Below are 25,353 nucleotides of genomic sequence, written 5' to 3' on the forward strand. Positions count from 1 at the left end.
CGAACTCCGTCGTCAGTCGCGCGTTAAAAGGCGCGGGGCAAGCTCTTTGAGAGCGCGTCGATACACCTCGCGCTTGAATGTCACCACCTGGCCCAACGGATACCAATAGCTGACCCAGCGCCAGCCATCGAATTCCGGTTTACCGGTCAAATCCATCCGCACCCGCTGCTCGTTGGAGATCAGGCGCAGGAGAAACCACTTCTGTTTCTGGCCGATGCACAGCGGTTGGCTGTGGGTACGGACCAGACGTTGCGGCAAACGATAGCGCAACCAGCCCCGGGTGCAGGCGAGAATTTCAACATCTTCGCGCTCAAGACCCACTTCTTCGTTCAACTCGCGGTACAAGGCGTCTTCCGGCGTCTCCTGGGGGTTGATTCCGCCCTGAGGAAACTGCCAGGCATCTTGATTGATACGGCGAGCCCATAGCACCTGTCCGGCATCATTCGTGAGAATGATCCCGACATTGGGGCGGAAACCATCGGGGTCGATCACGGCAACAACCTCGCAAACGCATGTCGCCGCATTGTTCCACAAAGGTTGTGAAAGCAGCAACGCGCCGACCGACCTTATGTGCACTCTTGTGAAAAGTCCGTATTCTGGTCGCCTTTCTACAGACTTTTCAGCGAGTAACTGCAATGCGTCTGGCTTTATTCGACTTGGACAACACCCTGCTGGGCGGCGACAGTGACCACGCCTGGGGCGATTACCTGTGCGAGCGCGGCTTTCTCGACGCCGTCGCCTACAAGGCACGCAACGACGAGTTCTATCAGGATTACCTGGCTGGCAAGCTGGATAACGATGCTTACCTGAATTTCTGCCTGGAAGTGCTCGGGCGCACCGAAATGGCCACGCTGGATCAATGGCACCTCGATTACATGCGCGATTGCATCGAGCCGATCGTGCTGCCGCAGGCCCTCGACTTGTTGGCCAAGCATCGCGATGCTGGCGACAAACTGGTGATCATCACCGCGACCAACCGTTTCGTGACCGGGCCGATCGCCCAGCGCCTGGGGGTTGAAACCCTGATCGCAACCGAGTGCGAGATGGTCGATGGCCGTTATACCGGGCGCAGCACCGATGTGCCGTGCTTTCGCGAAGGCAAGGTGACGCGGTTGACTCGTTGGCTGGAAGAAACCGGGCATTCGTTGGAAGACAGCTATTTCTATAGCGACTCGATGAATGATTTATCGTTGCTGGAGCAGGTAACGAATCCGGTCGCGGTGGATCCGGATCCGAATTTGCGCGCCGAGGCCGAGAAGCGTGGATGGCCGGTGATTAGTCTGCGCGGCTGATATCGCCTGTAGCAGCTGTCGAGGTACGAGGTTGCATTGCGGCCCACAGAACCGCGCATGGGGCCGCTTCACAGCCCATCGAAGCCTCGTACCTCGGCAGCTGCCACAGATTCCCCGCTAAACAGGCTTGGCACCCATCAACCCCGCAATGGCGACAAAGCAGACAAAACTGAACAACGCCAAGGCAAAGGTAAATCGCCCCACTCCTCCCGGCGTCTTGCGCAGCTTGTTAAGCCGCACCAACAGCCAAAACCACGCCAACGCCGCCACGGTGTAAAGCACACTCGACGCCAATAACCACGTCTGCCCCAACGGCCAGCCCACCAGATGCACCATCCCCCAGCCGGTGAACGGCATGCTCAACAGCGCCAGGCCCATCAACAACCAGATGAACACCCGTGGCCGTTGCAGGGTGCGACTGCCGGCCGTCGCGTCACCTTTGCGCCGCGCGATAAAAACCCAGATCCCCAGGCCCAGCGCGCTGATCAGCAACACCGCCGTTGCAACCATGTGCGCCATTTTCAGGGCAGCTAACGTTTCCATTGTCCGATTTCCTTATGACCTGCCCATCAGCGTAGCCGCTCAGCCCAGAAACAGCTTATAGGCCGGGTTATCGCTTTCGTCCCAGTACGGGTAACCGATTTCTTCCAGCGCAGCCGGCACCAGATGACGTTCGTCATGAGGCACTTGCAGGCCGGCAACCACACGACCATCCGCCGCACCGTGGTTGCGGTAGTGGAACATCGAGATGTTCCAGCGCCCGCCCAGCTTGTTGAGGAAGTTGAACAGCGCACCCGGACGCTCCGGGAATTCGAAGCGCAGGATCACTTCATCGACCACGTGGGCCGCACGACCGCCGACCATGTGGCGGATGTGCAGTTTGGCGAGTTCGTTGTCGGTCAGGTCCAGCACCGGGAAGCCTTGCTCGGTCAGGCTCGCCAGCAGCGCACTGCGCGGATCGGTTTCCGGGTGCGTCTGCACGCCCACAAAGATGTGCGCTTCGCTACCGGTGTTGTAGCGGTAGTTGAATTCGGTGATCTGGCGCTTGCCGATGGCTTCGCAGAACGCCTTGAAGCTGCCCGGTTTCTCGGGGATGGTCACAGCGATGATCGCTTCACGGCCCTCGCCCAGCTCGGCGCGTTCGGCGACATGGCGCAAACGGTCGAAGTTGACGTTGGCGCCGGAGTCGATGGCCACGAAGGTGTGGCCGGTGACACCATACTGTTCGACGTATTTCTTGATCCCTGCCACGCCCAGTGCGCCGGCCGGTTCAGTGATCGAGCGGGTATCGTCGTAGATATCCTTGATCGCCGCGCAGATTTCGTCGGTGCTGACCGTGATCACGTCATCGACATAGTCTTTGCAGATGTCGAAGGTGTGCTGGCCGATCTGCGCCACCGCCACGCCGTCGGCGAAGATGCCCACGGTCGGCAAGACCACGCGCTCACCAGCCGCCATCGCCGCTTGCAGGCAATTGGAGTCGTCCGGCTCGACACCGATGATCTTGATTTCCGGGCGCAGGTATTTCACGTACGCCGCGATGCCGGCGATCAGGCCGCCGCCACCGACCGGAACGAAAATAGCATCGAGACGGCCAGGGTGCTGGCGCAGAATCTCCATCGCCACGGTGCCCTGCCCGGCAATGGTGTGGGGATCGTCGTACGGGTGGATGTAGACGTAGCCTTTTTCGTCGACCAGTTTCAGCGAGTAGGCCAGGGCTTCCGGGAACGAATCCCCGTGCAGCACCACGTTACCGCCGCGCGAACGCACGCCTTCGACTTTGATTTCCGGGGTGGTCTTGGGCATGACGATGGTGGCTTTCACGCCCAACACTTTCGCCGCCAGGGCCAGGCCTTGTGCATGATTGCCCGCCGACGCCGTCACCACGCCGCGAGCACGTTCTTCATCGGTCAACTGGGTCAGTTTGTTGTAAGCGCCGCGAATCTTGAACGAGAACACCGGCTGCAAGTCTTCGCGCTTGAGCCAGACACTGTTGCCCAGCCGCTCGGAGAGCTGGCGGGCAGTCTGCAATGGGGTTTCTACGGCAACGTCATAAACGCGCGAGGTGAGGATCTTTTTGACGTACTGTTCGAGCATCGGAAAGCATCACTGAGCGGGTTGGGCAGGGTTAGGGTCTGTTGACGTTTGGTGGCGGGCCGCGACGGAGGCCAATTTTGCGCAGGGCAAGGCGCGAGGAACGCAGTTTGGTTGTTCCAAATAAGTTCCGAGCAACGCAGCCCTGCGCAAAATTGGCGCACAACGCGGCCCACCACCAGACGTCAACAGACCCTCGGAGTCTAACCCGGCTTTCGGCCGGGCGACCACACGAATCAAGAGGTTTTACCCCCGCATGGGGCTATAATGCCGGCCTTTCCGTTTCCCCTTGCCCGCTTTCGGAGCCCGCATGACCCAGGATCAACTCAAACAGGCAGTGGCCCAGGCCGCCGTCGACTTCATCCTCCCGAAACTCGACGACAAGAGCATCGTCGGGGTCGGCACCGGCTCCACCGCCAACTGCTTCATCGACGCCCTGGCCAAGCACAAAGGTGCGTTCGACGGCGCGGTCGCCAGCTCCGAAGCCACTGCCGCCCGCCTTAAAGGCCACGGCATTCCGGTGTATGAGCTAAACACGGTCAGCGACCTGGAGTTCTACGTCGACGGCGCCGATGAAAGCGACGCGCACCTGAACCTGATCAAGGGCGGTGGCGCTGCCCTGACCCGCGAGAAGATTGTCGCGGCCGTGGCCAAGACTTTCATCTGCATCGCCGACGCAAGCAAACTGGTGCCGGTGCTCGGTGAGTTCCCGCTGCCAGTCGAAGTGATCCCGATGGCCCGCAGCCACGTAGCCCGCGAGCTGGTGAAACTGGGCGGCGACCCGGTTTACCGCGAAGGCGTGCTGACCGACAACGGCAACATCATCCTCGACGTGTTCAACATGCAGATCACCAATCCGGTTGAACTGGAACGCCAGATCAACGCGATTGTTGGCGTGGTCACCAATGGCCTGTTCGCGGCGCGTCCGGCGGACCTGTTGTTGCTGGGCACCAGCGAAGGCGTGAAAACCCTGCGCGCCGAGTAAGCCCGCCGCAACGCAAACCTGTGGGAGCCGGGTTTGCCCGCGATGGCGGTATATCAGTCACATATTTATCGACTGACACGACCTCATCGCGGGCAAGCCCCGGCTCCCCCAGTGGTTTTTTTTGGGGGGGGTTAGGGTTGTGCGGGTTTTTTGAAGGCGTAGAACAGATTCGGCTCGCTGACGAGGTACATCGTGCCGTCGTCGTCCATGGCGATGCCTTCCGCTTGCGGCACGGTCCTTTGCAGGCCTTGGCGCCCCTTGTTCAGTGACATTGTACTCAGCGGTCGACCGTCCACATCCAGTTCAATAATCAGCCGCGACTCGTCGGACAGCGCCAGCAAATGGCCGCTGCGTTCGTCGTATTGCAGGCTCGACAGGTCTCGCACAAACATCCCGGCATCGCGCTTGGGGTTGTTCACCACGTGCACGGCGTAGGATTTCTCCGGGTTGTAATGCGGGAAGCCCTGCACTTCGTAGATCAGCATCGGGTCGCGTTCCTTGGCGACGAACAACCGTTTGCCCACCGAATCGTAAGCCAGCCCTTCAAATCCCTTGTTACTGCCCATGTGCACGCCGAGAACCATCTGCTCGGCATCCGCCCCGTCAAGGAACGTCGTGTCCGGTTCCAGGTGAATCTTGATCAGCCGTTGCTGGCTCTCATCGGTGATGACGTAGGTGTCGGCGCTGATGAACTCCACCGCCTCCGGATCACCGAAACCAATCAAGGCCACCCGCCGCAGGATCTTGCCCTCAAGGGATAACTCGATCAGCTCGGAATTTTTATTGGTGACTGTGAACAGGCTTTTGCGCACCGGATCGAACGTCAGCGCGGAGACGTTATCGTCCAACCCGTCGATCACCCGTGCCTCAATGTCGACCCGATATTGATCCAGGCCGATGGATACGCTGCTCTGCGGCTGCCAAAGCGTGTGCAGGTTGAACCAGGCACGCTCGAACAGGCGCATGTATTGGCCAACCGCAACCAGTGCGATCAGCGCAATCACTGACAGGATCAAAACGAGGGATTTGGGACGGGCAAGTCGACGCATTCAGGCGAGCTCGAAAACAAAACGGGCGGATGAAATATCACGCCCGTATGAATTCAAGCTTAATGGCCAGTGGCTTGCGACCACAACCACAGTGTGTGGCGACTATTTCTGCTTTTCGAAGCGGTAGAACAGGTTGGGTTCACTGACCATGTACACGTTGCCCGCTTCGTCCATGGTCACGCCTTCGGCCCGGGGAATGGTGTTCTTCAGGCCGTTGAAGCCGCCCAACAGGGCGATGAAGCTGACTTGCTCACCCTTTTTGTCCAGCTCCATCAACAAGTGCGAGTCGGCAGACAGCACCAGCATGTGGCCCGTGCGCGGATCAATGGCCAGCGCCGACAGGTTGCGCATGTCCAGCGCATGACTGGCCAGCTTCAGCTTGTCACCGGTCAGGACCCGGCCGTCACCTTTCCAGGCAAACAAGGCCGGTGGACGCTCTTCGCCCAGCAGCAGCTGCTGGTTTTGCGAATCCCAGGTAACCCCTTCAAAAGCCTTGTTCTGGTCTTTCGAAGGCCCGAGGTCGTACTTCGTAAAGTCGGCGATGTTCAATTCACGGGTGCTGGCATCGACCTTGACGACGCTGATCAGGTGTTCGCGCTCATCGACAATCGCCAGCAGGCCGTTGCCCAGCACGGTGACGCCTTCCGGGTTGCTCCAGCCCACCAGCGGCATTTTGCGCAGCACATCGCCTTGAAGATTCAGCTCGACCAGGAACGGGTTCTTGCCCATGACCGAAAACAGCGTTTTGGTCTGAGGATCGTAAGCGAGGTCCGAGGCTTCGTCCTTTTCCATGCCCGGCAATACCTTGGCATCGATCACTGCCCGGTAGTCCGCGAGCCAGATACTGGCCTGACGCTCGGCCGGGCTTGTGAATTGCTCTTTCACCCAGAGCATGCCGCGATTATCCCAATGCATCGCAAAGGCAACGCCGTACGCAATGACCGCCACCAGCAACAGCCAGGCGTACCAAGGCAGCACGAAGCGCGAGCGGCGGGTTGTTTTGAGAGTCGACAGCGGGGGGGTGGCCATTGAGGGATGCGTTCCAGAAATTCAGGCTAGGGGTAATAGCACAATTGGGGCCGGCTCAGACGCCGCAAGCCCCCGGAATTATCCAGACGAAATGTGAAAAAAACGGGAAATGGCGGGATTGTCCTACTATGGGCAACCACTAAACCCTTGCAGGAGCCAAGCTTGCTCGCGATAGCGGACGTTCATTCAACATCCAGGTGAATGTGCTGACGCCATCGCGAGCAAGCTCGGCTCCTACAAGGTTTTTGCGGTGTTCGGGTCAGCGCACGCTGCTGGTGAAGCTACTGGCGCCAGGCAACTCCAGAACAATCTCATCGCCGACATTCAGCGGACCAACGCCCACCGGCGTGCCGGTCAGGATCACGTCACCGGCCTGCAGCGAGAAGCAGCCGGCCATGTGCTGGATCATCGGCACGATCGGGTTGAGCATCGCGCTGCTGTTGCCATCCTGGCGCACTTCGCCGTTGATGGTCAGGCGAATGCCGATATCGGTCAGGTCGGCAAAGGTGCTACCAGACACGAACGGCGCGATCACCGCCGCGCCGTCGAACGACTTGGCGATTTCCCACGGCAGGCCCTTGGATTTCAGCTCGGCCTGCTTGTCGCGCAGCGTCAGGTCCAGCGCCGGGGCGAAACCGGAGATGGCGTCCAGCACTTCTTCGCGGCTCGGCTTGGTCGACAACGGCTTGCCGATCAACACAGCAATTTCCGCTTCGTAGTGCACCGAACCGCGCTCGGTCGGAATGGCAAAACCACCTTCCAGCGGCACTACGCAACTGCCCGGCTTTATGAACAGCAGCGGCTCGGTAGGCACCGGGTTATCCAGTTCCTTGGCGTGTTCGGCGTAGTTACGGCCGATGCACACCACTTTCCCCAGCGGGAAATGAATACGCGTACCGTCGACATACTGGTGCTGATAGCTCATTACCGACTCCTGATTCGTGCTCTTAACGTTCGAAAATCAAACAGCGAAGATCTTGCCCGGGTTCATGATGCCGTTCGGGTCGAACACCGCTTTAACCGCTTTCATGTACTCGATCTCGACCGGCGAACGGCTGTAGGTCAAGTAATCACGCTTGGTCATGCCCACGCCGTGCTCGGCGGAAATCGAACCGTTGTACTTCTCGACAGTTTCGAACACCCACTTGTTGACGGTCGCGCACTTGGCGAAGAACTCGTCCTTGCTCAGGTTCTCCGGCTTGAGGATGTTCAAGTGCAGGTTGCCGTCGCCGATGTGGCCGAACCAGACGATTTCGAAGTCCGGGTAGTGTTCGCCGACGATCGCGTCGATTTCCTTGAGGAACGCCGGCACTTTCGACACGGTGACCGAAATGTCGTTCTTGTACGGCGTCCAGTGGGAAATGGTTTCGGAGATGTATTCGCGCAGCTTCCAGAGATTCTGCAGCTGGGTTTCGCTCTGGCTCATCACGCCGTCCAGCACCCAGCCCTGCTCCACGCAGTGTTCGAAGGTTTCCAGCGCGTGGTTGGCCACTTCTTCGGTGGTCGCTTCGAATTCCAGCAATGCGTAGAACGGGCAATCGGTTTCGAACGGCGCCGGGACGTCGCCGCGGGCCATGACTTTGGCCAAAGCTTTGTCGGAGAAGAATTCGAAGGCGGTCAGGTCGAGTTTGCTCTGGAACGCGTGCAATACCGGCATGATCGAGTCGAAATCGGTGGTGCCGAGGACCATCGCGGTGAGGTTTTTCGGTGCACGATCCAGACGCATGGTCGCTTCGACCACAAACCCGAGGGTGCCTTCGGCGCCGATGAACAGCTGACGCAGGTCGTAACCGGTGGCGTTCTTGATCAGGTCGCGGTTCAGTTCCAGCACGTCACCCTTGCCGGTCACGACTTTCATGCCGGCAACCCAGTTACGGGTCATGCCGTAGCGAATAACCTTGATCCCGCCGGCATTGGTGCCGATATTGCCGCCAATCTGGCTGGAACCTGCCGAAGCAAAATCCACCGGGTAGTACAGGCCTTTTTCTTCCGCGACATTCTGCAAATGCTCGGTCACGACGCCTGGCTGACAAACGGCAGTGCGATCAGTGAGGTTCACATCGAGAATCTGGTTCATGTAGTCGAACGACACAACCACTTCGCCATTGGCTGCCACCGCTGCGGCGGAAAGCCCGGTACGTCCACCGGACGGCACCAGCGCCACCTTGCGTTCATTGGCCCAACGGACAATGGCCTGCACCTGTTCGGTGGTCTTGGGAAACACGATGGCGGTCGGGGCCGGAGCAAAATGCTTGGTCCAATCCTTACCGTAAGCATTCAGGGAGTCGGCATCGGTCAGCACCTTGCCAGGCTCAACCAGGGTCTTCAGCTCATCAATCAGCGCAGGATTGGTCATCGACAGAACTCTCGAACAATTCATGGTCATCCTGAGAACGCTTCACGTCGCAGGAATGAGTGTTTAGCGGGGTGCGTATGCTAGCATACCGACCCCGCAGCATAGTGCCCAACGGCCAATCTGCGGCGACGGCTTTCCTGCCGTCCGGGTCAGCGTCTGCTGGCTATTTCCTGCCATTTTTCTCCGGGATACAGGTTTACGCAGATGAGCAAGACTTCTCTCGATAAGAGCAAGATCAAGTTCCTTCTTCTCGAAGGCGTCCACCAATCGGCTGTCGACGTTCTCAAGTCGGCGGGCTACACCAGCATCGAGTACCTCACGGGTTCTCTGCCGGAAGCCCAGCTGAAGGAAAAGATCGCGGATGCGCACTTCATCGGCATTCGCTCCCGCACTCAACTGACCGAAGAGATCTTCGATCACGCGAAGAAGCTGGTCGCGGTCGGCTGTTTCTGCATCGGCACCAACCAGGTTGACCTGAACGCAGCACGCGAACGCGGGATTGCGGTGTTCAACGCACCGTACTCCAACACCCGCTCCGTCGCCGAGCTGGTGCTGGCCGAAGCGATCCTGCTGCTGCGCGGCATCCCTGAGAAAAACGCTTCCTGCCACCGTGGCGGCTGGATCAAAAGCGCGGCCAACTCCTTTGAGATCCGCGGCAAGAAGCTGGGCATCGTCGGTTACGGCTCGATCGGTACGCAACTGTCGGTCCTGGCTGAAGGCCTGGGCATGCAGGTGTACTTCTACGACACCGTGACCAAGCTGCCACTGGGTAACGCTACTCAGGTCGGCAACCTGCACGAGCTGCTGGGCATGTCCGACATCGTCACCCTGCACGTTCCGGAAACCGCTGCGACCCAGTGGATGATCGGCGAGAAGGAAATCCGCGCCATCAAAAAGGGCGGCATCCTGATCAACGCCGCTCGCGGCACCGTGGTCGAACTGGACGCCCTGGCGGACGCGATCAAGGACAAGCACCTGATCGGCGCGGCCATCGACGTGTTCCCGGTGGAGCCACGCTCCAACGACGAAGAGTTCGAAAGCCCGCTGCGTGGCCTGGACAACGTGATCCTGACCCCGCACATCGGTGGCTCCACCGCTGAAGCGCAAGCCAACATCGGTCTGGAAGTGGCAGAAAAACTGGTCAAGTACAGCGACAACGGTACGTCCGTATCGTCGGTGAACTTCCCGGAAGTGGCCCTGCCGGCTCACCCTGGCAAGCACCGTCTGCTGCACATCCACGAGAACATTCCGGGTGTGATGAGCGAGATCAACAAGGTGTTCGCCGAAAACGGCATCAACATCTCCGGTCAGTTCCTGCAGACCAACGAGAAAGTCGGCTACGTCGTGATCGACGTCGACGCCGACTACTCGGAAATCGCCCAGGAGAAGTTGCAGCACATCAACGGCACCATTCGTTGCCGCGTGTTGTTTTAAAAGCGGCTTCAAGCGGCAAGTTGAGTTCGCTTTTGATTTAACTTGAAGCTTATGGCTTGACGCGTGCAGCTGTAAAAAAGGGAGCCCCTGAGGGCTCCCTTTTTTATTTGACGTTGACGGTGATTTTTTTCGACACGATCGGTGGATCGAAAGCCATGTGGCCTTTGTCACCCAGCTCCAGTTGCAAGGTGTGCTTGCCGGGAGTCAGCGTGAGCTCGGTTTCGGTCTGCGCCTTGCCGAAATGCACATGATTGGCGTCCGCCGGAATCACCGACCCCGCAGGAATGACCTCCTTGGCATCGATCAGCAGGTGGTGGTGACCGGTATTCTTGGTCTCGTCACCCGCCGGCGCCAGCGAAACGTTCTCGACAGCGAATTTAACCTTGAAAGTTTGCGGGACAGTCCCACCGTCCTCAGGAGAGACGATGGACACTTCGGCACCTTTAGGCGCCGGCGTGGCAGCACTGGCCAGTACCGAAACACCCATCAGCAGGCCAGCCATAGCCGCACGAGACATAAACGTTTTCATTCTCTTCTCCAGTTTTTTCGTAAAATCCGCGTGACCATGACAACTTCATGGTCAATCGTTGTCGAAGGCACTCGACAACCATAGCAAAGCGAGCCTGAACCAGAGCATCGCGATAATGAATTCAAAGGAGTGACCATGCGCTTTCTGCCTGGCCTGATCTGTCTGCTACCCCTTTTGAGCCCTTTGGCTCATGCCGAACTGATTGACGACATCAACGACCGTGGCGAACTGCGTATTGCTCTTGAGGCTAATACACCGCCCTTCAATTTCAAGGATGAAGGCAAGCTCAGCGGGTTCGAAGTCGAGCTGGGCCAACTGCTGGCCGACGAACTCGATGTCCGCCCCGACTTCGTCGTGACCGATTCGGGCGATCTGTTGACCGGCGTAGAAAGCGGCAAGTACGACGTCGCCATCAACCACATAGCAATGACCCCGGATCTGAAGGATCGTTTCGATTTCAGCGAACCTTACCTTCAAACCAATGCGCAATTGATCGCGCAGAAAGAAGAGCCGCGCTCGATGTTGCTGACGCAGTCGTTTGCCGAAGAGAAGCCCAAGGCCAATCCGCCGGTGGATCTGGCGATTCCGTTTCAGAAGGGCAACCCGGCGTTTCATGCCAGCCTGGAGAATGCGTTGCAGCGGATCAAGGACGATGGCCGGATGGCGGCGCTGGAGAAGAAGTGGTTGGGCGCGGATGCGAGCGTGGCGCCGAAACCCTGAATTCAGATTGAACGAATAAACCTGTGGGAGCGAGCCTGCTCCCACATTGGTTTTGGGTGGGTCGTTAGTCGAGTGAACTCAATGAGTGCGCCGCCTGCGCTAACTCCAACTCGCTAAAGACAAGCACTCCATTACGTTTGAGCAACGCCGCCGTCACACCCTCACCTGCCACCTTCACACCGCTGAAGCTTCCGTCATACGTGATTAAATTCCCGCATGACGGGCTATTGGCCTTGAGCACGGCAATGCGGATACCGTGCTTTTGCACCAGTTCCAGCGCCTGATAAGCCCCCGACAGAAACTGCGCACTGACATCCTCGCCGTCGCTGGTGATCACGCTGGCGTGGCCATCCAGCACGTGCGCGCCCTGCCCGCCAGGAATTTCCGCTGCGGCCCTGGGTGTCGGCAAACCGCCAGCCACTTCGGGGCACAACGGGATGACCCGGCCTTCGTCCAGCCACTGCTGGAGCTGATCGAATGGCCCGCTCGCCCCGCCGTCGTAGCGTACGCGGTGGCCCAGCAGGCAACGGCTTACCAGAATCTTTTGCATGATCAGAACGGCTCGTTACCCCGGCGTCGGAACCAGCCGGTCAACGACAGGCGATCCCGGGTCGCGGGCAGGACTTCGTGGGGGACTTCGCCCGACAGAAACACCACCAGGCATCCGCCGACAGGTTCCACATCGTAGGCCCGGTCTTCCTCCAGATACATGCGCAACTGTCCGCCGTGCTCGGGCAGCCAACCGTCATTGAGGTACACCACGGCCGAGACCATGCGCCGGTCGTCATCGCGGAAACGGTCGACGTGCCGGAGGTAAAACGCGCCCGGCGGGTACAGCGCGAAATGGCTTTCGAAATCTTCCAGGCCCAGAAACAAACCGCGATTCATCGCTTCGCGCAGGCTGTCCATCAACGCCAGATAGCTGTCGCACGCCTCGGCCTGGCCGGGATCGATCCACTGGATATGGTCGCCACGAATCCCTTCGCGAACCTCCGATGACGGCCCTCGGCCTACCGCTGCCGGGGCCAGTTCACCCTCGGCTGCACGTTTACGGCACTCAGCCGCCAGCGCCCGGGTCAGATCCTCAGGCAGGAAAATGTTCTGTTGCGACCAGCCGTTTGCAGCCAGGTCGTCAACGATACGTAACAGCAGCGGGTGATCAGAGGGTATTTGCATGCCGCGCATAGTATTCCTGTGCCTGAAAATCCGACAGAGCCACGCAGCGGGTTGATACGAATTCTCGACAAGTACGGATGCCACACGGAGAATAGTCGCCTGCTGACAGGAGTCCCTATGCGCCGGTTGCTTTTTTCACTGTTGATGCTCTGTGTTTTGCCCGCTTGGGCAGACGGCCACGACCAGTTGTATAAAGTCGCCGGCTGGCCAGACCAACGCGCACATTTCAACGACGCCCTCACAGCCGCGCAACAACGCTACGAAAGCAGCCTGCCACCGGCGGTGTTTCAGGCACTGGTCAACAACAGCAATCAGCGTTTTGCCCCGCAATCGGTCGATCAACGTGCCGAAGCACAACTTCGCAAAAGCCTTGCCGATCCAAAACCGGCACTGACCTTCTTCCAGTCGCCATTGGGCAAAAAAGTCGTGGCCGCCGAGTTGCTGGCCACCCGTCGCGACCAACTGGCGAAAAACGCCAAGGGCCTGCCGAAGATGCAGGCCAGTGACAGCCGTCAACTGATCATCGGCCACCTGGCCCAGGCCCTGCCCGCTCGCGAGGCGGGTGCTGAGGTCAGCCTGGCGATTGCCGGTGTCGCGGCTGACAGCCTGAGTTCGATGATCCCCGGGTTGCTCGGCAGTGGACAGTCGCAAGGGATCTTGAACGGCCAGCGCCTGCGTTTGATGGACCAGATCGGCAGCGACCTGAACAACACGCTGCTGTATGTCTACCGCGACCTGTCGGATAACGAACTGGAAGAGTTCGCCACGTTTGCCGAGTCCACTGAAGGCCAGGCGTATTACCAGGCGGCGCTGGCGGCGATTCGGGCGGGGTTGGCGGTGGGGCAAAGTACTTCGAACCTTACCCAGTAAACTTCGGTGCCTGGGAAATCGCTATAGATTCCGGCCTTTGATCCGCTTGCTCAAAAACCCGAAATACTCCTCCCGCATCACCAACGTTTCATTCGCCAGATGATGCCGCGCCTCCGGCAACATCAACACCTGAGGCCGATCGAACTTGGCCTTCAATACCCCAAGGTTATGCTCCCAATCCACCGTCATGTCCGCCTGCCCCTGCACGATCAGCGGCCGGCGCGGGCTGTTCGGTGCAGCTTCGATTCGCTTGATCCAGCGCGCCAATGCCCCGACCCACGCTGTCGGCAGACGCAACGGCTGCAACGGATCGGCCTGCAGGAATGGCAGGAAATCAGGGTCATTGGAGTTCTCGCTGAAGCGTCGGGCGATGGCTTTGACGAACGGTTTGAGCAGGTAATAGCTGAGCTTTGACCACCCCCAGGCACGCGGCCGGACCAGGGGTGACAACAGGATTACCTGACCTTGAGCCGGGCTGTTCGCGCCGTGGTTGAGCACATGATCGATCACGATTGCGCCGCCCGTGCTCTGCCCGCACAGGTGCCAGGGCTGCGGCAGGTCAATGGACAACGCCTCGGCGAACAACCCTTGCAGCGTGTCCTGATACTCGGCGAATTCCTTGATGCTCGCCCGCTCGCCGCTGGACAGACCGTGCCCCGGCAAGTCGCAGGCAATCACGGCAAAACCCTGATCCAGCGCCCACTCGATCACATGACGGTAGAGCCCGGTGTGATCGTAGAAACCGTGGAACAGGAACAGCGTCGCCTTCGCCCGCTCCGGCCACCAGAACTGACTGACCAACTGATAGCCATCGACCTCGAAACACCCTAGCCCGCTTCGCAGTGTACGTCCTGGAAAATCCAGCCCGTAAAAGTGCTGATACGCCATGGCCTCGGTCGACAGCGCCTGCCCTTCAGCCAATGGCCGCAGGCTGGCGCGCAAATGATCGGGGGCAAACGTGGCTGACATGAAAGATTCCAGAGCGTTAAACAGACTTTATAGGCCTGCGATATTCATCTGTCGCAGCAAGCATGGCAAGCTAGCCGGCCTTCGAGGATGAAACCCATGCGCCCGGCCTACCGCACCACACTGCTTGCCAGCCTGCTCGCCCTCGTGTGTGCCGGTGTCCTGTGGGCCGCGTATGACTGGTTTCAAGGACGTTATTTGCGGGCGTTCAGCGAACACACCGCGGTATTTTCCGGCGACCCGCTGCGCCTGCCCGATGACCTCGCCGGCCCGGGCGCCATTCGCCTGGTGCACTTCTGGGACCCGGCCTGCCCGTGCAACGTCGGCAATCAGCAACACCTGAGCGAACTGGTTGAGCGCTATGTGCCACAGGGCGTCGAGTTTTATGCCGTGCAAAAACCCGGCAGTCACGGCCAGCTCCCCACCACATTGAGCAGCCTGAAAACCATTACCGTCCTGCCCGGCTCTGAACAGATACCTGCCAGCCCGGCCGTGGCGATCTGGGACCGCGCCGGCAAACTGGCCTACTTCGGCCCGTACAGCGAAGGCCTGACCTGCAATTCGAACAACAGCTTTATCGAGCCCATCCTGCAAGCGCTGAGCGAAGGTCGCACAGTGAATGCAACGCATACGCTGGCCATCGGTTGTTATTGCCCGTGGCCCGTTGAAATGAAATAAGGCATTACTGACTTTTGCAGGACCGCGATGCCCGGCACAGGAGGTCTGTGCTACATGTTGGCAGCCCACACGGGCGGCAATCCAAAAAGAACAAGGAGTCACCATGAAACGCGTCCTGACCATACTTGCCTTGCTGATTGTCGCGCTCGCCATCGGGGTCGGCGGGTATGTGTACAGCAAGCAGCCGACGCGCCAGGGTCAAGTGGAATTGCAGCACCTGCAAGGTTCGGTGAGCGTGCGCTACGACGAGCGCGGCATTGCGCATATCCGCGCGGAAAACGAGACCGACCTCTACCGCACCCTCGGCTATGTGCAGGCCCAGGACCGTTTGTTCCAGATGGAAGCCATGCGCCGCCTGGCCCGTGGTGAACTGGCCGAAATCTTCGGCCCGAAACTGATCGACACTGACAAGCTGTTCCGCAGCCTGCGCATCCGCGAGCGGGCTGACAGCTACGTCGCCGCGCTGGATCGGCAGTCCCCGGCGTGGAAGGCCCTGGAAGCCTATCTGGACGGCATCAATCAATATCAGGACACGCACGCAGCGCCCGTAGAGTTTGACGTGCTGGGCATCCACAAGCGCCCGTTCACAGCGCAGGACAGCATCAGCGTCGCCGGTTACATGGCGTACAGCTTTGCCGCCGCGTTTCGCACCGAACCGTTGCTGACGTTCGTGCGCGATCAGTTGGGCGCCGACTACCTGAACATCTTCGACCTCGACTGGCAGCCCAAAGGTGTCCTGGCCCAAGGGCATTCCAAGCCTGCGCCACTACTGTCCACCAGCGACTGGAAAGACCTGAACGCCCTCGCCCGCCTGAGCGAACAGGCACTGGCCGACAATGGCCTGCCGCAATTCGAGGGCAGCAACGCCTGGGCCATTTCCGGTAGCCACACCAAAAGCGGCAAGCCGCTGCTGGCCGGCGACCCGCATATTCGCTTCTCGGTCCCGGCGGTCTGGTACGAGGCGCAACTCTCGGCGCCGGGCTTTGAGCTGTATGGCCACCATCAGGCATTAGTGCCGTTTGCGTTTCTCGGCCACAACCTGGACTTCGGCTGGAGCCTGACCATGTTCCAGAACGACGACCTGGACCTGATCGCCGAGAAGACCAACCCGGACAACCCGAATCAGGTCTGGTATCGCGGCAAGTGGGTGGACATGGTCACCACCGAGCAACAGATCGTCGTGAAGGGACAGGAAGCGGTCAAGCTGACGCTGCGTCAATCGCCCCACGGCCCGATCATCAACGATGCGCTTGGCACGGCGGCCGGCAAGACGCCGGTGGCGATGTGGTGGGCGTTCCTTGAAACGCCGAACCCGATTCTCGACGGCTTCTATCAACTCAACCGCGCCGACACGCTGGCCAAGGCGCGCGCCGCTGCGGCCAAGGTTCAGGCGCCGGGGTTGAACATCGTCTACGCCAACGCCAAGGGTGACATCGGCTGGTGGGCGTCCGCACTGCTGCCCAAGCGCGCGGCCGGGGTGAAACCCGGTTTCATCCTCGACGGCAGCACTAATCAGCCGGACAAGGACGGCTTCTACCCGTTCAGCGCTAACCCGCAGGAAGAAAACCCGGCGCGCGGCTACATCGTCTCGGCCAACTTCCAGCCGCTGTCGCCGACCGGCATGGAAATTCCCGGTTACTACAACTTGGCTGATCGCGGTCAGCAGCTTAATCGCCAGCTCAGCGACAAAAACGTGAAATGGGATATCGACGCCAGTCAGAAGCTGCAACTGGGCACTACCACCGCCTACGGTCCGCGCCTGTTGACGCCGTTGTTGCCGGTGCTGCGTGAGGTGGTGAGCGATCCCGCCGAACTGAAACTGGTGGAACAACTGGCGCAGTGGAAAGGCGACTACCCGCTCGATTCCACCAGTGCGACGCTGTTCAATCAGTTCCTGTTCAACCTCGCTGATGCGACGATGCACGATGAATTGGGCAATGATTTTTTCGAGACCTTGCTCTCGACCCGCGTGATCGATGCCGCACTGCCGCGTCTGGCTGCCACGCCTGATTCACCGTGGTGGGACAACCGCAACACCCTCGGCAAGGAAACCCGCGCCGACACCGTCAAGGTGGCCTGGCAAGCGAGCATTGCCCACCTCAAGACCACCCTCGGCGCGGATTCGAAGCAGTGGCAGTGGGGCAAGGCGCATACCCTGACCCATGGTCATCCACTGGGCGTGCAGAAGCCGCTGGATCGGGTCTTCAACGTCGGACCGTTCGACGCACCCGGTACCCACGAAGTGCCGAACAACCTCTCGGCCAAAATCGGCCCGGCGCCGTGGCCGGTGACTTACGGCCCGTCCACGCGGCGTCTGGTGGACTTTGCCGACCCGGCTCACAGCCTGACGATCAACCCGGTCGGCCAGAGCGGCGTGCCGTTCGACAGTCATTACGATGACCAGGCCGAGGCGTATGTCGAAGGGGTGTATTACGAAGCGCATTTCAACGACGAAGAAATCACGGCCAATACGCGCAGCACGTTGAAGTTTTTGCCGGCGCGGGCTGCGCCTTAGATTTTTGGTGTCTGGACTGACGCCATCGCGAGCAAGCTCGCGATGGCGCCGTCAAACCATCGCCGCAAAGTTCAGCCGGAACTGCTGTGGCGTCACACCCAGCCTGCGATTGAACACGCTGCGCATATGCTGGGCATCGCGGAATCCACATTGGTAGGCCACGGTCTTGAGCGGCGAATGCGTGCTCTCCAGCAGCACCCGCGCCGCATCCACCCTCGCCCGCTCGACGAATTCCGCCGGAGTGATTCTGGCTTCCTTGGCGAACACCCGGGAGAAATTGCGGGTGCTCATGTTGGCCGCGTTCGCCAGGTCCGCGATGGTCAGGTCGCCGGTAAGGTTGGCCAGCACGTAGAGCTGAACCAGCGCCACGGCAGAGGTGGGTTCAGCGTGGGGTGTGAGAAACGGGCTGAACTGCGATTGCCCGCCCGAGCGTTGGGTGAACACCACCAGACGCTTGGCCACGTTCAATGCGACTTCAGGTCCGTGGTCCATGGCCAGCAGGTACAACGACAAATCGATCCCCGCCGTGACACCGGCCGAGGTGTAGAGCTCACCATCCTGCACGTACAAGCGATCCGCCTCGACCTGGGTCGACGGACAGACCTTCGCCAGCGCGGCAGCGTCGCCCCAATGAGTCGTCACGGTTCGCCCCTCGAGCAATCCGGCCCGGGCGAGGATGAACGCGCCGTTGCAGATCGAGCCAAAGCGTTGCGCCCGCGCGCAGGCAGCTCGCAACCAGGTATCGAACGCCGCGCCGAATTCCATGAACGGCAACTGCGGCCCACCGGCCACCAGCAGCAAGTCATACGCCTCAAGCGCTTCGCTGAAATGCCGATGCGCATTGAGCGACAGACCGTTGGAACACGGCATCACCCCGCGCTCGACGCCGATCACTTCCAATCGATAGTGATCCGGCGGTTCGAGGAAACGATTGGCTTCAGAAAACACATCCATGGGACCGGTGACGTCCAGGGACTGAACGCCGGCGAAGACCACGATGGCGACGGTTTTACTCATGGCGAAAAACGCCCTCAATTGTTAGCCAATACACGACCTGTAGCAGCTGCCGAGCCTGCGCAGCCGAACGCAGCCGAACGCAGCCTCGCAGGCTCGGCAGCTGTTACAGGTCCGTCAAACTTAGCCAATCCAGGTGCAACAAGCGAGGTTGGCGCGATATGCAGGTTCATTGGCAAGGATCGCAGGCATGGATCGATTGTCCGGTTTCAGGGGGCGGCACAGACTTTACCCATCAGCGCCGCCACGGCGTTCCCCACGAGGAAATCACCATGAGCAGCATCATTGCCGGTATCAAAATCCCCGACAGCGCACTGGCCAAGGCCACCACCGAATACATCCGCGACGTCGAATCCGACCTGCTGTATCACCACTCCCGCCGGGTGTTCCTGTTCGGTGCCTTGAGCGGCGAACGCAAACAATTGGCCTACAACCCGGAGCTGTTGTACGTCGGCGCAATGTTCCATGACCTTGGTCTGGTGGAAGGTCATCGCAGCGCTGACGAGCGTTTTGAAGTCGACAGCGCCAATGCCGCCAAGGCGTTTCTCAAGCCATACGGGCTGAGCGATGACGATATCGAGCAGGTCTGGCTGTCGATTGCGCTGCACACCACACCAGGCGTGCCGCAGCACCTGCGGTCGAACGTGGCGCTGGTGACCGCTGGCGTAGAAATGGATGTGTTGGGCATCGACTACGCGGGGTTTTCCACCGTGCAGCGCGAGGCGGTGGTGCATGCGCATCCACGGGGTGAAGGGTTCAAGGAGTGCATCCTGTGTGCGTTTGCCAACGGCTTCAAGCACAAGCCGGACACGACGTTCGGCACGGTGAATGCGGATGTGCTGGTGGATAGCGAGGCGAGGTTCAAGCCGATGAACTTTGTCGAGATCATCCGCAAATCTCCCTGGGTTGCCTGAAGCAATCGTGGGAGCGAGCCTGCTCGCTCCCACAGGGAGTTGGGTTGACCACACGAGCGTGGTCAACCCGGCATTGCGTTTAAGCGGCTTCCGGCGCCGGGGCGCGGCGTACGTCCGGTTGTTTCCAGGAGTCGGCAGCGCCTTCTTCGATGGCTTGCTGAATCGCACGCTTGCGGCTTTCTTCGGCGCGGCGGCTGAAGAACCAGACCAGGAAGGTCACGATCGACACCGCCAGCAGAATCAGGCTGGCCACGGCGTTGATCTCAGGTTTCACGCCCAGGCGCACCGCCGAGAACACTTCCATCGGCAAGGTCGTCGAACCCGGGCCCGACACGAAACTCGCCAGTACCAGGTCATCCAGCGACAAGGCAAACGACATCATGCCGCCGGCCGCCAGCGACGGCGCGATCATGGGGATGGTGATCAGGAAGAACACCTTCCACGGCCGTGCACCGAGGTCCATGGCCGCTTCTTCGATGGACAGGTCCAGCTCACGCAAGCGCGCCGACACCACCACCGCCACATACGCCGCACAGAACGTCGTGTGGGCGATCCAGATGGTGATGATGCCGCGTTCCTGTGGCCAACCGATCATCTGCGCCATCGCCACGAACAGCAGCAACAACGACAGACCAGTGATCACTTCGGGCATCACCAACGGCGCGGTGACCAGGCCACCGAATAACGTGCGACCCTTGAAGTGGGTGATACGGGTCAGGACGAACGCCGCCAGCGTACCGAGCGCGACCGCGGCCACCGCCGTGTAGCAGGCGATTTCCAGCGAGCGCACCACCGAGCCCATCAGTTGGGTGTTGTCGAGCAGGCCGACGTACCACTTGATCGACCAGCCGCCCCACACCGTCACCAGTTTCGAGGCGTTGAACGAGTAGATCACCAGGATCAGCATCGGGGCGTAGATAAACAGCAAACCGAATACCAGCATCAGGCTGGAGAAACTGAAGCGCTTCATTCTTTGCCCTCCATTTCTTTGGCCTGACTACGGTTGAACAGGATGATCGGCACAATCAGGATCGCCAGCATCACCACCGCCAGGGCAGACGCCACCGGCCAGTCACGGTTGTTGAAGAACTCTTGCCACAGCACTTTACCGATCATCAGGGTTTCCGGACCGCCGAGCAGTTCCGGGATCACAAACTCACCCACCACCGGGATGAACACCAACATGCAACCGGCGATGATGCCGTTTTTCGACAGCGGAATCGTGATCTTCCAGAAACTGTTGAACGTGCTCGAACCGAGGTCCGAGGCGGCTTCCAGCAGGCTCTGATCGTGCTTCACCAGGTTGGCGTAAAGCGGCAGGATCATGAACGGCAGGTAGGAATAAACAACACCGATGTACACCGCAAGGTTGGTGTTGAGGATCTGCAGCGGTTCGTTGATCCAACCCATGCTCATCAGGAAACCGTTGAGCAGGCCGTTGTTGCTGAGGATGCCCATCCACGCATACACGCGGATCAGGATCGCAGTCCAGGTCGGCATCATGATCAGCAGCACCAGCACCGTTTGCAGCTCTTTACGGGCACTGGCGATGGCGTAGGCCATCGGGTAACCGATCAGCAGGCAGAGGATGGTGCTTAAAAACGCCATCTTCAACGAGCCGAGGTAAGCGGCGATGTACAACTCGTCGTCGCCGAGCATCGCGTAGTTGCCGAGGTTGAGCAGCACCTGCAGCTTCTGGTCGACGAAATTGTAGATCTCGGTGTACGGCGGAATGGCCACGTCGGCTTCGGCGAAGCTGATCTTCAAGACGATGAAGAACGGCAACATGAAGAACATGAACAGCCAGATGAACGGAACCCCGATGACCAGCTGACGGCCACCGGGAATTATTCGATTGAGGCGGCGTTTGAATTTGCGCATGTTCATGAGCGAAGTACCACGCCGCTGTCGTCTTCCCAGTACACGTAAACCTGGTCACCCCAGGTTGGGCGCTGGCCACGGCGCTCGGCGTTGGCGACGAACGACTGGACGATCTTGCCGCTCGGCAATTCAACGTAGAACACCGAATGACCGCCCAGGTAGGCGATGTCGTGCACCTTGCCGCTGGACCAGTTGTATTCGCAGGTCGGCATGGTTGGCGTCACCAGCAGTTTTTCCGGACGGATCGCGTAGGTCACGGATTTATCCTGCACCGAGGTGCTGATGCCGTGGCCGACGTAGATCTGCCGGTCCAGGTCCTTGCAGGTAATAGTCGCGTGGCCTTCGGCGTCGTCGATCACTTCACCGTCGAAGATGTTGACGTTGCCGATGAACTCGCAGACCAGGCGGCTGGTCGGGGTTTCGTAGATGTCGATCGGGCTGCCGATCTGGGCGATCCAGCCCAGGTGCATGATCGCGATGCGCTCGGCCATGGTCATGGCCTCTTCCTGGTCGTGGGTCACCATCACGCAGGTTACGCCGACGCGCTCGATGATCTCGACCAGCTCCAGCTGCATTTGCGAACGCAGCTTTTTATCCAGTGCACCCATCGGTTCATCGAGCAGCAACAGCTTCGGTCGCTTGGCCAGCGAACGGGCCAGGGCCACACGCTGACGCTGGCCACCGGACAACTGATGCGGCTTGCGCTTGGCATACTGGCTCATCTGCACCAGCTTGAGCATGTCGGCCACGCGCGCATCGACTTCAGCCGCCGGCAATTTGTCCTGCTTGAGGCCGAAGGCGATGTTCTGCGCCACGGTCATGTGCGGGAACAAGGCGTACGACTGGAACATCATGTTGATCGGTCGCTCGTACGGCGGCATCTCGGTGATGTCGACGCCGTCGAGGTAAATGCGCCCCTCCGTGGGCCGTTCGAAGCCTGCGAGCATGCGCAGCAAGGTGGACTTGCCCGATCCCGAACCGCCGAGCAAGGCGAAGATTTCGCCTTTCTTGATTTCCAGGGACACATCGTCCACGGCAATCGTCTCGTCGAACTTCTTCGTGACCCGGTCGATTTTGACCAACACCTGTTTAGGTGACTGGTCGCCCTCGAGGGCTTTCTTATAGGCGCCGGAGGCAACTGCCATTTACGAAACTCCCAGAAAAAAAGAGTGCAGCTCGCTCAAGGTGAGCCAACTTTGGATAGTTTGAGCCTTGAAGCTATTTACCCGTCTTGACCTTGGTCCAGCTACGGGTCATCAAACGTTGAATGTTCGGTGGTAACTCGACCGACACGTAGGTCTTGTCGAGGACTGCTTGCGGTGGATAAACCGCTTCGTCGGTGCGAATGGACTGTTCCATCAGTTTGTCCGACCCGGGGTTAGGGTTGGCGTAGCCGACGTAATCACTGACCTGGGCAATCACCTCAGGTTTCAGCAAATAGTTGATGAAGGCGTGGGCTTCCTTGACATTGGCCGAGTCCTTTGGAATCGCCAGCATGTCGAACCACAGCGCGCCGCCCTCTTTCGGAATCGTGTAGGCGATCTTCACGCCTTTTTTGGCTTCGTTCGCACGGTTGCGAGCCTGGAACATGTCGCCGGAGAACCCGATCGCGATGCAGATATCGCCATTGGCCAGGTCGGTGATGTATTTGGAGGAGTGGAAGTACGTCACGTAAGGCCGCACGGCCAGCAACTTGGCTTCGGCCTTTTTGTAATCTTCCGGGTTGGTGCTGTTGGCGTTCAGCCCCATGTAGTTGAGGACCGTGGGCATCATTTCGTCAGCCGAGTCAAGGAACGCTACACCGCAGCTGTGCAGTTTCTTGATGTTTTCCGGCTCGAACAGCACGCTCCAGGAGTCGATCTTGTCGACGCCCAGCACGGCCTTGATCTTGTCGACGTTGTAACCGATGCCGTTGGTGCCCCACAGGTACGGCACGGCGTACTGGTTACCCGGATCGTTTTGCTCCAGGCGCTTGAGCAGTACCGGGTCGAGGTTGCCGTAGTTCGTCAGTTTGGAGCGGTCGAGCTTCTGGAAAGCGCCCGCCTTGATCTGCTTGCCGAGGAAGTGGTTGGACGGCACAACGACGTCGTAACCGGTACGCCCGGCCAGCAACTTGCCTTCCAGGGTTTCGTTGGAATCGAAGACGTCGTAAACCGGCTTGATACCGGTCTCTTTCTGGAAGTCTGCCAGGGTGGTAGAGCCGATGTAGTCCGACCAGTTATAAACATGCACGGTGCCGGCAGCCTGGACATTGACGGCCAGCGTCAACCCGGTTGCGACCAGCATGGCATTGCGAAACAAAGAAAAAATAGGCAAGTGGAGGTCCTCTAAAATTAGTTGGGCCCAAGTTGCCCCGCGTTACATGACAGCCATGGCTGCCCGGCAACAAAACCGGCGCGCAACTTACCCTCGAAAAACCGTTCCAGCAAAACTTTTATGCAGATACCTGTAGCAGCTGCCGAAGGCGGCGTTAAGGTCCGAAGGACCTTCCCGCGTTTTCAACAGCACAACTGCTCCGCAGTCGGACGCAGCCTGCGGCAGCTGCTACAGGGTTTTACGTCTTATTTACCCGATTTGATCTTGGTCCAGCTGCGAGTCAGCAGACGCTGGGTCGCGGCCGGCAAGTCGGCAATCGCGTACAGCTTGGCCATCACGTCCGCTGGCGGGTAGACGCCCGGGTCGCTGGTGATGTCTTTATCAACCAACGGTGTGGCAGCCGCGTTACCGTTCGGGAAGCGTACGGCGTTGGTGATGGCAGCCATGACTTCCGGCTTCTGCAGGTAGGTCATGAACTTGTAGGCGCCTTCGACGTTTTCGGCATCTTTAGGGATGGCGACCATGTCGTAGAAGCTGCCGGCACCTTCTTTCGGAATGTTGTAGCTGACTTTCACCTTGTCACCGGCTTCAGCCGCGCGGGACTTGGCCTGATACACGTCACCCGAGTAACCCACGGCGACGCAGATGTTGCCGTTGGCCAGGTCGGAGATGTACTTGGAGGAGTGGAAGTAGGCGATTGAAGGACGGACTTTCAACAGTAGGGCTTCAGCCTTGTCGATGTCTTCTTTCTTCTGGCTGTCGGTCGGCAGGCCCAGGTAGTGCAACGCCGCCGGAATCATCTCGGTTGGCGAATCCAGCAGGCTGATACCGCACGACTTCAACTTGGCCGCATTTTCAGGCTTGAAGATCAGGTCCCAGGAATTGGTCGGTGCGTCGGCGCCCAGTGCCGCCTTGACCTTCTCGGCGTTGAAGCCGATACCGATCGAACCCCACATGTACGGGAAGGCGTGCTCGTTACCCGGGTCGCTCACCGAGACCGCTTTGAGCAGTTCAGGGTTCAGGTTTTTCCAGTTAGGCAGCTTGGACTTGTCCAGCTTCTGGTAAACGCCGGCCTTGATTTGCTTGGCCAGGAAGTTGTTCGACGGCACGACGATGTCGTAACCGGACTTGCCTGCCAGCAACTTCGCTTCGAGGGTTTCGTTGCTGTCGAAAACGTCGTATACCACCTTGATCCCGGACTCTTTTTCAAAGTTCGCGATCGTGTCCGGAGCGATGTAGTCGGACCAGTTGTACACGTGCAGAACTTTGTCATCGGCCTGAACCGCGCCCGCCATCAACCCCGCCAGGGACATGGCAAGAAGAGTCTTGCCAGCAAGCTTTTTACCTAGTGCCTTCATGCGTAATGCTCCAAATTTTTCTTTTTTGAACCACTTTGTTCAGCGACCGAACCCGGGAAGCTGGAACCGCGGCTAGTCTGGCAATATCCACACGGGTCTTTCAAGGAAAGGCCTTTATTTCTAACGCCTCTGAGCGAAAGTAGCTGTTTCGATACAAACCCCAACAACTTCCGCTCA

25 protein-coding genes are annotated in these 25,353 nt (G+C 59.5%); 8 read left to right on the forward strand and 17 right to left on the reverse strand.

Annotation, left to right across the window (positions count from 1 at the left end; genetic code table 11):
- Positions 1-12: 12 nt before the first annotated feature.
- A complete protein-coding gene (locus J2X66_RS05890) occupies positions 13-492 on the reverse strand; it encodes an RNA pyrophosphohydrolase (RefSeq protein ID WP_007945562.1) in 480 nt (159 codons plus the stop codon).
- Positions 493-635: 143 nt separating this feature from the next.
- Between J2X66_RS05890 and J2X66_RS05895 the strand changes: the two genes are divergently transcribed.
- Entirely contained in the window at positions 636-1,292 is a 657-nt protein-coding gene (locus tag J2X66_RS05895; protein ID WP_310262091.1) for an HAD family hydrolase, read from the forward strand.
- 117 nt (positions 1,293-1,409) lie between these two features.
- On the opposite strand, the gene J2X66_RS05900 is transcribed toward J2X66_RS05895, so the two are convergent.
- A complete protein-coding gene (locus J2X66_RS05900; RefSeq protein ID WP_310262094.1) occupies positions 1,410-1,835 on the reverse strand; it encodes a DUF2269 domain-containing protein in 426 nt (141 codons plus the stop codon).
- A 39-nt stretch (positions 1,836-1,874) separates the two neighbouring features.
- Positions 1,875-3,389, reverse strand: a complete 1,515-nt coding sequence (gene ilvA, locus J2X66_RS05905; protein ID WP_310262096.1) for a threonine ammonia-lyase, biosynthetic — start codon at positions 3,387-3,389, stop codon at positions 1,875-1,877.
- Between the two features lie 307 nt (positions 3,390-3,696).
- Here ilvA and rpiA point away from each other — a divergent pair, with 307 nt between their 5' ends.
- Positions 3,697-4,371 (forward strand): ribose-5-phosphate isomerase RpiA, encoded by a 675-nt coding sequence (gene rpiA, locus J2X66_RS05910; protein WP_027926507.1) that lies wholly within the window; start codon positions 3,697-3,699, stop codon positions 4,369-4,371.
- A 131-nt stretch (positions 4,372-4,502) separates the two neighbouring features.
- Here the strand turns inward: rpiA and J2X66_RS05915 are convergent, their stop codons facing one another.
- From J2X66_RS05915 to J2X66_RS05930, 4 genes are all read right to left on the reverse strand, one after another.
- The gene (locus J2X66_RS05915; RefSeq protein WP_310262100.1) at positions 4,503-5,420 is read right to left on the reverse strand and encodes an SdiA-regulated domain-containing protein; all 918 of its coding nucleotides are present in this window, start codon (positions 5,418-5,420) and stop codon (positions 4,503-4,505) included.
- Between the two features lie 102 nt (positions 5,421-5,522).
- Positions 5,523-6,449 carry an SdiA-regulated domain-containing protein gene (locus tag J2X66_RS05920; RefSeq protein WP_310262104.1) on the reverse strand — a complete coding sequence of 309 codons (927 nt, stop codon included), beginning with the start codon at positions 6,447-6,449 and terminating at the stop codon, positions 5,523-5,525.
- 259 nt (positions 6,450-6,708) lie between these two features.
- Positions 6,709-7,374 (reverse strand): fumarylacetoacetate hydrolase family protein, encoded by a 666-nt coding sequence (locus J2X66_RS05925; protein WP_059182000.1) that lies wholly within the window; start codon positions 7,372-7,374, stop codon positions 6,709-6,711.
- 36 nt (positions 7,375-7,410) lie between these two features.
- Complete coding sequence (locus tag J2X66_RS05930; protein WP_310263064.1) at positions 7,411-8,805, reverse strand: FAD-binding oxidoreductase; 1,395 nt, start codon at positions 8,803-8,805, stop codon at positions 7,411-7,413.
- Between the two features lie 204 nt (positions 8,806-9,009).
- On the opposite strand from J2X66_RS05930, the gene serA reads away from it, so the two are divergent.
- Positions 9,010-10,239 (forward strand): phosphoglycerate dehydrogenase, encoded by a 1,230-nt coding sequence (gene serA / locus J2X66_RS05935; RefSeq protein WP_027926502.1) that lies wholly within the window; start codon positions 9,010-9,012, stop codon positions 10,237-10,239.
- A 103-nt stretch (positions 10,240-10,342) separates the two neighbouring features.
- Here serA and J2X66_RS05940 read toward each other — a convergent pair whose 3' ends face one another.
- Positions 10,343-10,768, reverse strand: a complete 426-nt coding sequence (locus J2X66_RS05940) for a DUF4399 domain-containing protein (protein ID WP_310262110.1) — start codon at positions 10,766-10,768, stop codon at positions 10,343-10,345.
- A 135-nt stretch (positions 10,769-10,903) separates the two neighbouring features.
- On the opposite strand from J2X66_RS05940, the gene J2X66_RS05945 reads away from it, so the two are divergent.
- Positions 10,904-11,488, forward strand: a complete 585-nt coding sequence (locus J2X66_RS05945) for a transporter substrate-binding domain-containing protein (RefSeq protein ID WP_310262113.1) — start codon at positions 10,904-10,906, stop codon at positions 11,486-11,488.
- A gap of 64 nt (positions 11,489-11,552) precedes the next feature.
- Here J2X66_RS05945 and J2X66_RS05950 read toward each other — a convergent pair whose 3' ends face one another.
- Positions 11,553-12,038 carry a DUF523 domain-containing protein gene (locus J2X66_RS05950; RefSeq protein ID WP_310262117.1) on the reverse strand — a complete coding sequence of 162 codons (486 nt, stop codon included), beginning with the start codon at positions 12,036-12,038 and terminating at the stop codon, positions 11,553-11,555.
- 2 nt (positions 12,039-12,040) lie between these two features.
- Positions 12,041-12,673 (reverse strand): 2OG-Fe(II) oxygenase, encoded by a 633-nt coding sequence (locus tag J2X66_RS05955; protein ID WP_027926498.1) that lies wholly within the window; start codon positions 12,671-12,673, stop codon positions 12,041-12,043.
- A 108-nt stretch (positions 12,674-12,781) separates the two neighbouring features.
- On the opposite strand from J2X66_RS05955, the gene J2X66_RS05960 reads away from it, so the two are divergent.
- On the forward strand, positions 12,782-13,534 hold the full coding sequence (locus tag J2X66_RS05960) for a DUF2059 domain-containing protein (protein ID WP_310262120.1): 753 nt from the start codon (positions 12,782-12,784) through the stop codon (positions 13,532-13,534).
- Between the two features lie 21 nt (positions 13,535-13,555).
- On the opposite strand, the gene J2X66_RS05965 is transcribed toward J2X66_RS05960, so the two are convergent.
- Positions 13,556-14,503, reverse strand: coding sequence for an alpha/beta hydrolase (locus J2X66_RS05965; protein ID WP_027926496.1), 948 nt, complete (start codon positions 14,501-14,503; stop codon positions 13,556-13,558).
- Positions 14,504-14,599: 96 nt separating this feature from the next.
- Between J2X66_RS05965 and J2X66_RS05970 the strand changes: the two genes are divergently transcribed.
- Entirely contained in the window at positions 14,600-15,178 is a 579-nt protein-coding gene (locus J2X66_RS05970; RefSeq protein ID WP_310262124.1) for a DUF6436 domain-containing protein, read from the forward strand.
- Positions 15,179-15,281: 103 nt separating this feature from the next.
- Positions 15,282-17,693, forward strand: a complete 2,412-nt coding sequence (locus J2X66_RS05975; RefSeq protein ID WP_310262127.1) for a penicillin acylase family protein — start codon at positions 15,282-15,284, stop codon at positions 17,691-17,693.
- 51 nt (positions 17,694-17,744) lie between these two features.
- Here J2X66_RS05975 and J2X66_RS05980 read toward each other — a convergent pair whose 3' ends face one another.
- Positions 17,745-18,710 (reverse strand): DJ-1/PfpI family protein, encoded by a 966-nt coding sequence (locus tag J2X66_RS05980; RefSeq protein ID WP_310262129.1) that lies wholly within the window; start codon positions 18,708-18,710, stop codon positions 17,745-17,747.
- A 269-nt stretch (positions 18,711-18,979) separates the two neighbouring features.
- Here J2X66_RS05980 and J2X66_RS05985 point away from each other — a divergent pair, with 269 nt between their 5' ends.
- On the forward strand, positions 18,980-19,621 hold the full coding sequence (locus tag J2X66_RS05985) for an HD domain-containing protein (protein ID WP_310262132.1): 642 nt from the start codon (positions 18,980-18,982) through the stop codon (positions 19,619-19,621).
- A gap of 79 nt (positions 19,622-19,700) precedes the next feature.
- On the opposite strand, the gene J2X66_RS05990 is transcribed toward J2X66_RS05985, so the two are convergent.
- The 5 genes from J2X66_RS05990 to J2X66_RS06010 form a co-directional block, all read right to left on the reverse strand.
- Positions 19,701-20,591, reverse strand: coding sequence for an ABC transporter permease subunit (locus J2X66_RS05990; RefSeq protein WP_310262135.1), 891 nt, complete (start codon positions 20,589-20,591; stop codon positions 19,701-19,703).
- Complete coding sequence (locus J2X66_RS05995; protein WP_310263066.1) at positions 20,588-21,469, reverse strand: ABC transporter permease subunit; 882 nt, start codon at positions 21,467-21,469, stop codon at positions 20,588-20,590. The genes J2X66_RS05990 and J2X66_RS05995 overlap by 4 nt, the downstream gene beginning before the upstream one ends.
- A gap of 35 nt (positions 21,470-21,504) precedes the next feature.
- Entirely contained in the window at positions 21,505-22,647 is a 1,143-nt protein-coding gene (locus tag J2X66_RS06000) for an ABC transporter ATP-binding protein (RefSeq protein ID WP_027926489.1), read from the reverse strand.
- 73 nt (positions 22,648-22,720) lie between these two features.
- Positions 22,721-23,818 (reverse strand): polyamine ABC transporter substrate-binding protein, encoded by a 1,098-nt coding sequence (locus tag J2X66_RS06005; RefSeq protein WP_310262138.1) that lies wholly within the window; start codon positions 23,816-23,818, stop codon positions 22,721-22,723.
- A gap of 245 nt (positions 23,819-24,063) precedes the next feature.
- A complete protein-coding gene (locus J2X66_RS06010) occupies positions 24,064-25,176 on the reverse strand; it encodes a polyamine ABC transporter substrate-binding protein (RefSeq protein ID WP_310262141.1) in 1,113 nt (370 codons plus the stop codon).
- Positions 25,177-25,353: the final 177 nt, after the last annotated feature.

It is taken from the genome of Pseudomonas sp. 3296 (assembly GCF_031456615.1).
GTDB lineage: Bacteria > Pseudomonadota > Gammaproteobacteria > Pseudomonadales > Pseudomonadaceae > Aquipseudomonas > Aquipseudomonas mucoides.

Bases quoted from the DNA above. Each gene is read 5' to 3' on its own strand.
- J2X66_RS05895 (WP_310262091.1), top strand. From the start codon at position 636: ATGCGTCTGGCTTTATTCGACTTGGACAACACCCTGCTGGGCGGCGAC.
- ilvA (WP_310262096.1), bottom strand. From the start codon at position 3,389: ATGCTCGAACAGTACGTCAAAAAGATCCTCACCTCGCGCGTTTATGAC.
- J2X66_RS05965 (WP_027926496.1), bottom strand. From the start codon at position 14,503: ATGTCAGCCACGTTTGCCCCCGATCATTTGCGCGCCAGCCTGCGGCCA.
- J2X66_RS05915 (WP_310262100.1), bottom strand. From the start codon at position 5,420: ATGCGTCGACTTGCCCGTCCCAAATCCCTCGTTTTGATCCTGTCAGTG.
- J2X66_RS05980 (WP_310262129.1), bottom strand. From the start codon at position 18,710: ATGAGTAAAACCGTCGCCATCGTGGTCTTCGCCGGCGTTCAGTCCCTG.
- J2X66_RS05985 (WP_310262132.1), top strand. From the start codon at position 18,980: ATGAGCAGCATCATTGCCGGTATCAAAATCCCCGACAGCGCACTGGCC.
- J2X66_RS05955 (WP_027926498.1), bottom strand. From the start codon at position 12,673: ATGCGCGGCATGCAAATACCCTCTGATCACCCGCTGCTGTTACGTATC.
- J2X66_RS05920 (WP_310262104.1), bottom strand. From the start codon at position 6,449: ATGGCCACCCCCCCGCTGTCGACTCTCAAAACAACCCGCCGCTCGCGC.
- J2X66_RS05975 (WP_310262127.1), top strand. From the start codon at position 15,282: ATGAAACGCGTCCTGACCATACTTGCCTTGCTGATTGTCGCGCTCGCC.
- J2X66_RS06000 (WP_027926489.1), bottom strand. From the start codon at position 22,647: ATGGCAGTTGCCTCCGGCGCCTATAAGAAAGCCCTCGAGGGCGACCAG.
- J2X66_RS05930 (WP_310263064.1), bottom strand. From the start codon at position 8,805: ATGACCAATCCTGCGCTGATTGATGAGCTGAAGACCCTGGTTGAGCCT.
- J2X66_RS05900 (WP_310262094.1), bottom strand. From the start codon at position 1,835: ATGGAAACGTTAGCTGCCCTGAAAATGGCGCACATGGTTGCAACGGCG.
- J2X66_RS05990 (WP_310262135.1), bottom strand. From the start codon at position 20,591: ATGAAGCGCTTCAGTTTCTCCAGCCTGATGCTGGTATTCGGTTTGCTG.
- J2X66_RS05970 (WP_310262124.1), top strand. From the start codon at position 14,600: ATGCGCCCGGCCTACCGCACCACACTGCTTGCCAGCCTGCTCGCCCTC.
- serA (WP_027926502.1), top strand. From the start codon at position 9,010: ATGAGCAAGACTTCTCTCGATAAGAGCAAGATCAAGTTCCTTCTTCTC.
- J2X66_RS05940 (WP_310262110.1), bottom strand. From the start codon at position 10,768: ATGAAAACGTTTATGTCTCGTGCGGCTATGGCTGGCCTGCTGATGGGT.
- rpiA (WP_027926507.1), top strand. From the start codon at position 3,697: ATGACCCAGGATCAACTCAAACAGGCAGTGGCCCAGGCCGCCGTCGAC.
- J2X66_RS05960 (WP_310262120.1), top strand. From the start codon at position 12,782: ATGCGCCGGTTGCTTTTTTCACTGTTGATGCTCTGTGTTTTGCCCGCT.
- J2X66_RS05950 (WP_310262117.1), bottom strand. From the start codon at position 12,038: ATGCAAAAGATTCTGGTAAGCCGTTGCCTGCTGGGCCACCGCGTACGC.
- J2X66_RS05945 (WP_310262113.1), top strand. From the start codon at position 10,904: ATGCGCTTTCTGCCTGGCCTGATCTGTCTGCTACCCCTTTTGAGCCCT.
- J2X66_RS06010 (WP_310262141.1), bottom strand. From the start codon at position 25,176: ATGAAGGCACTAGGTAAAAAGCTTGCTGGCAAGACTCTTCTTGCCATG.
- J2X66_RS05925 (WP_059182000.1), bottom strand. From the start codon at position 7,374: ATGAGCTATCAGCACCAGTATGTCGACGGTACGCGTATTCATTTCCCG.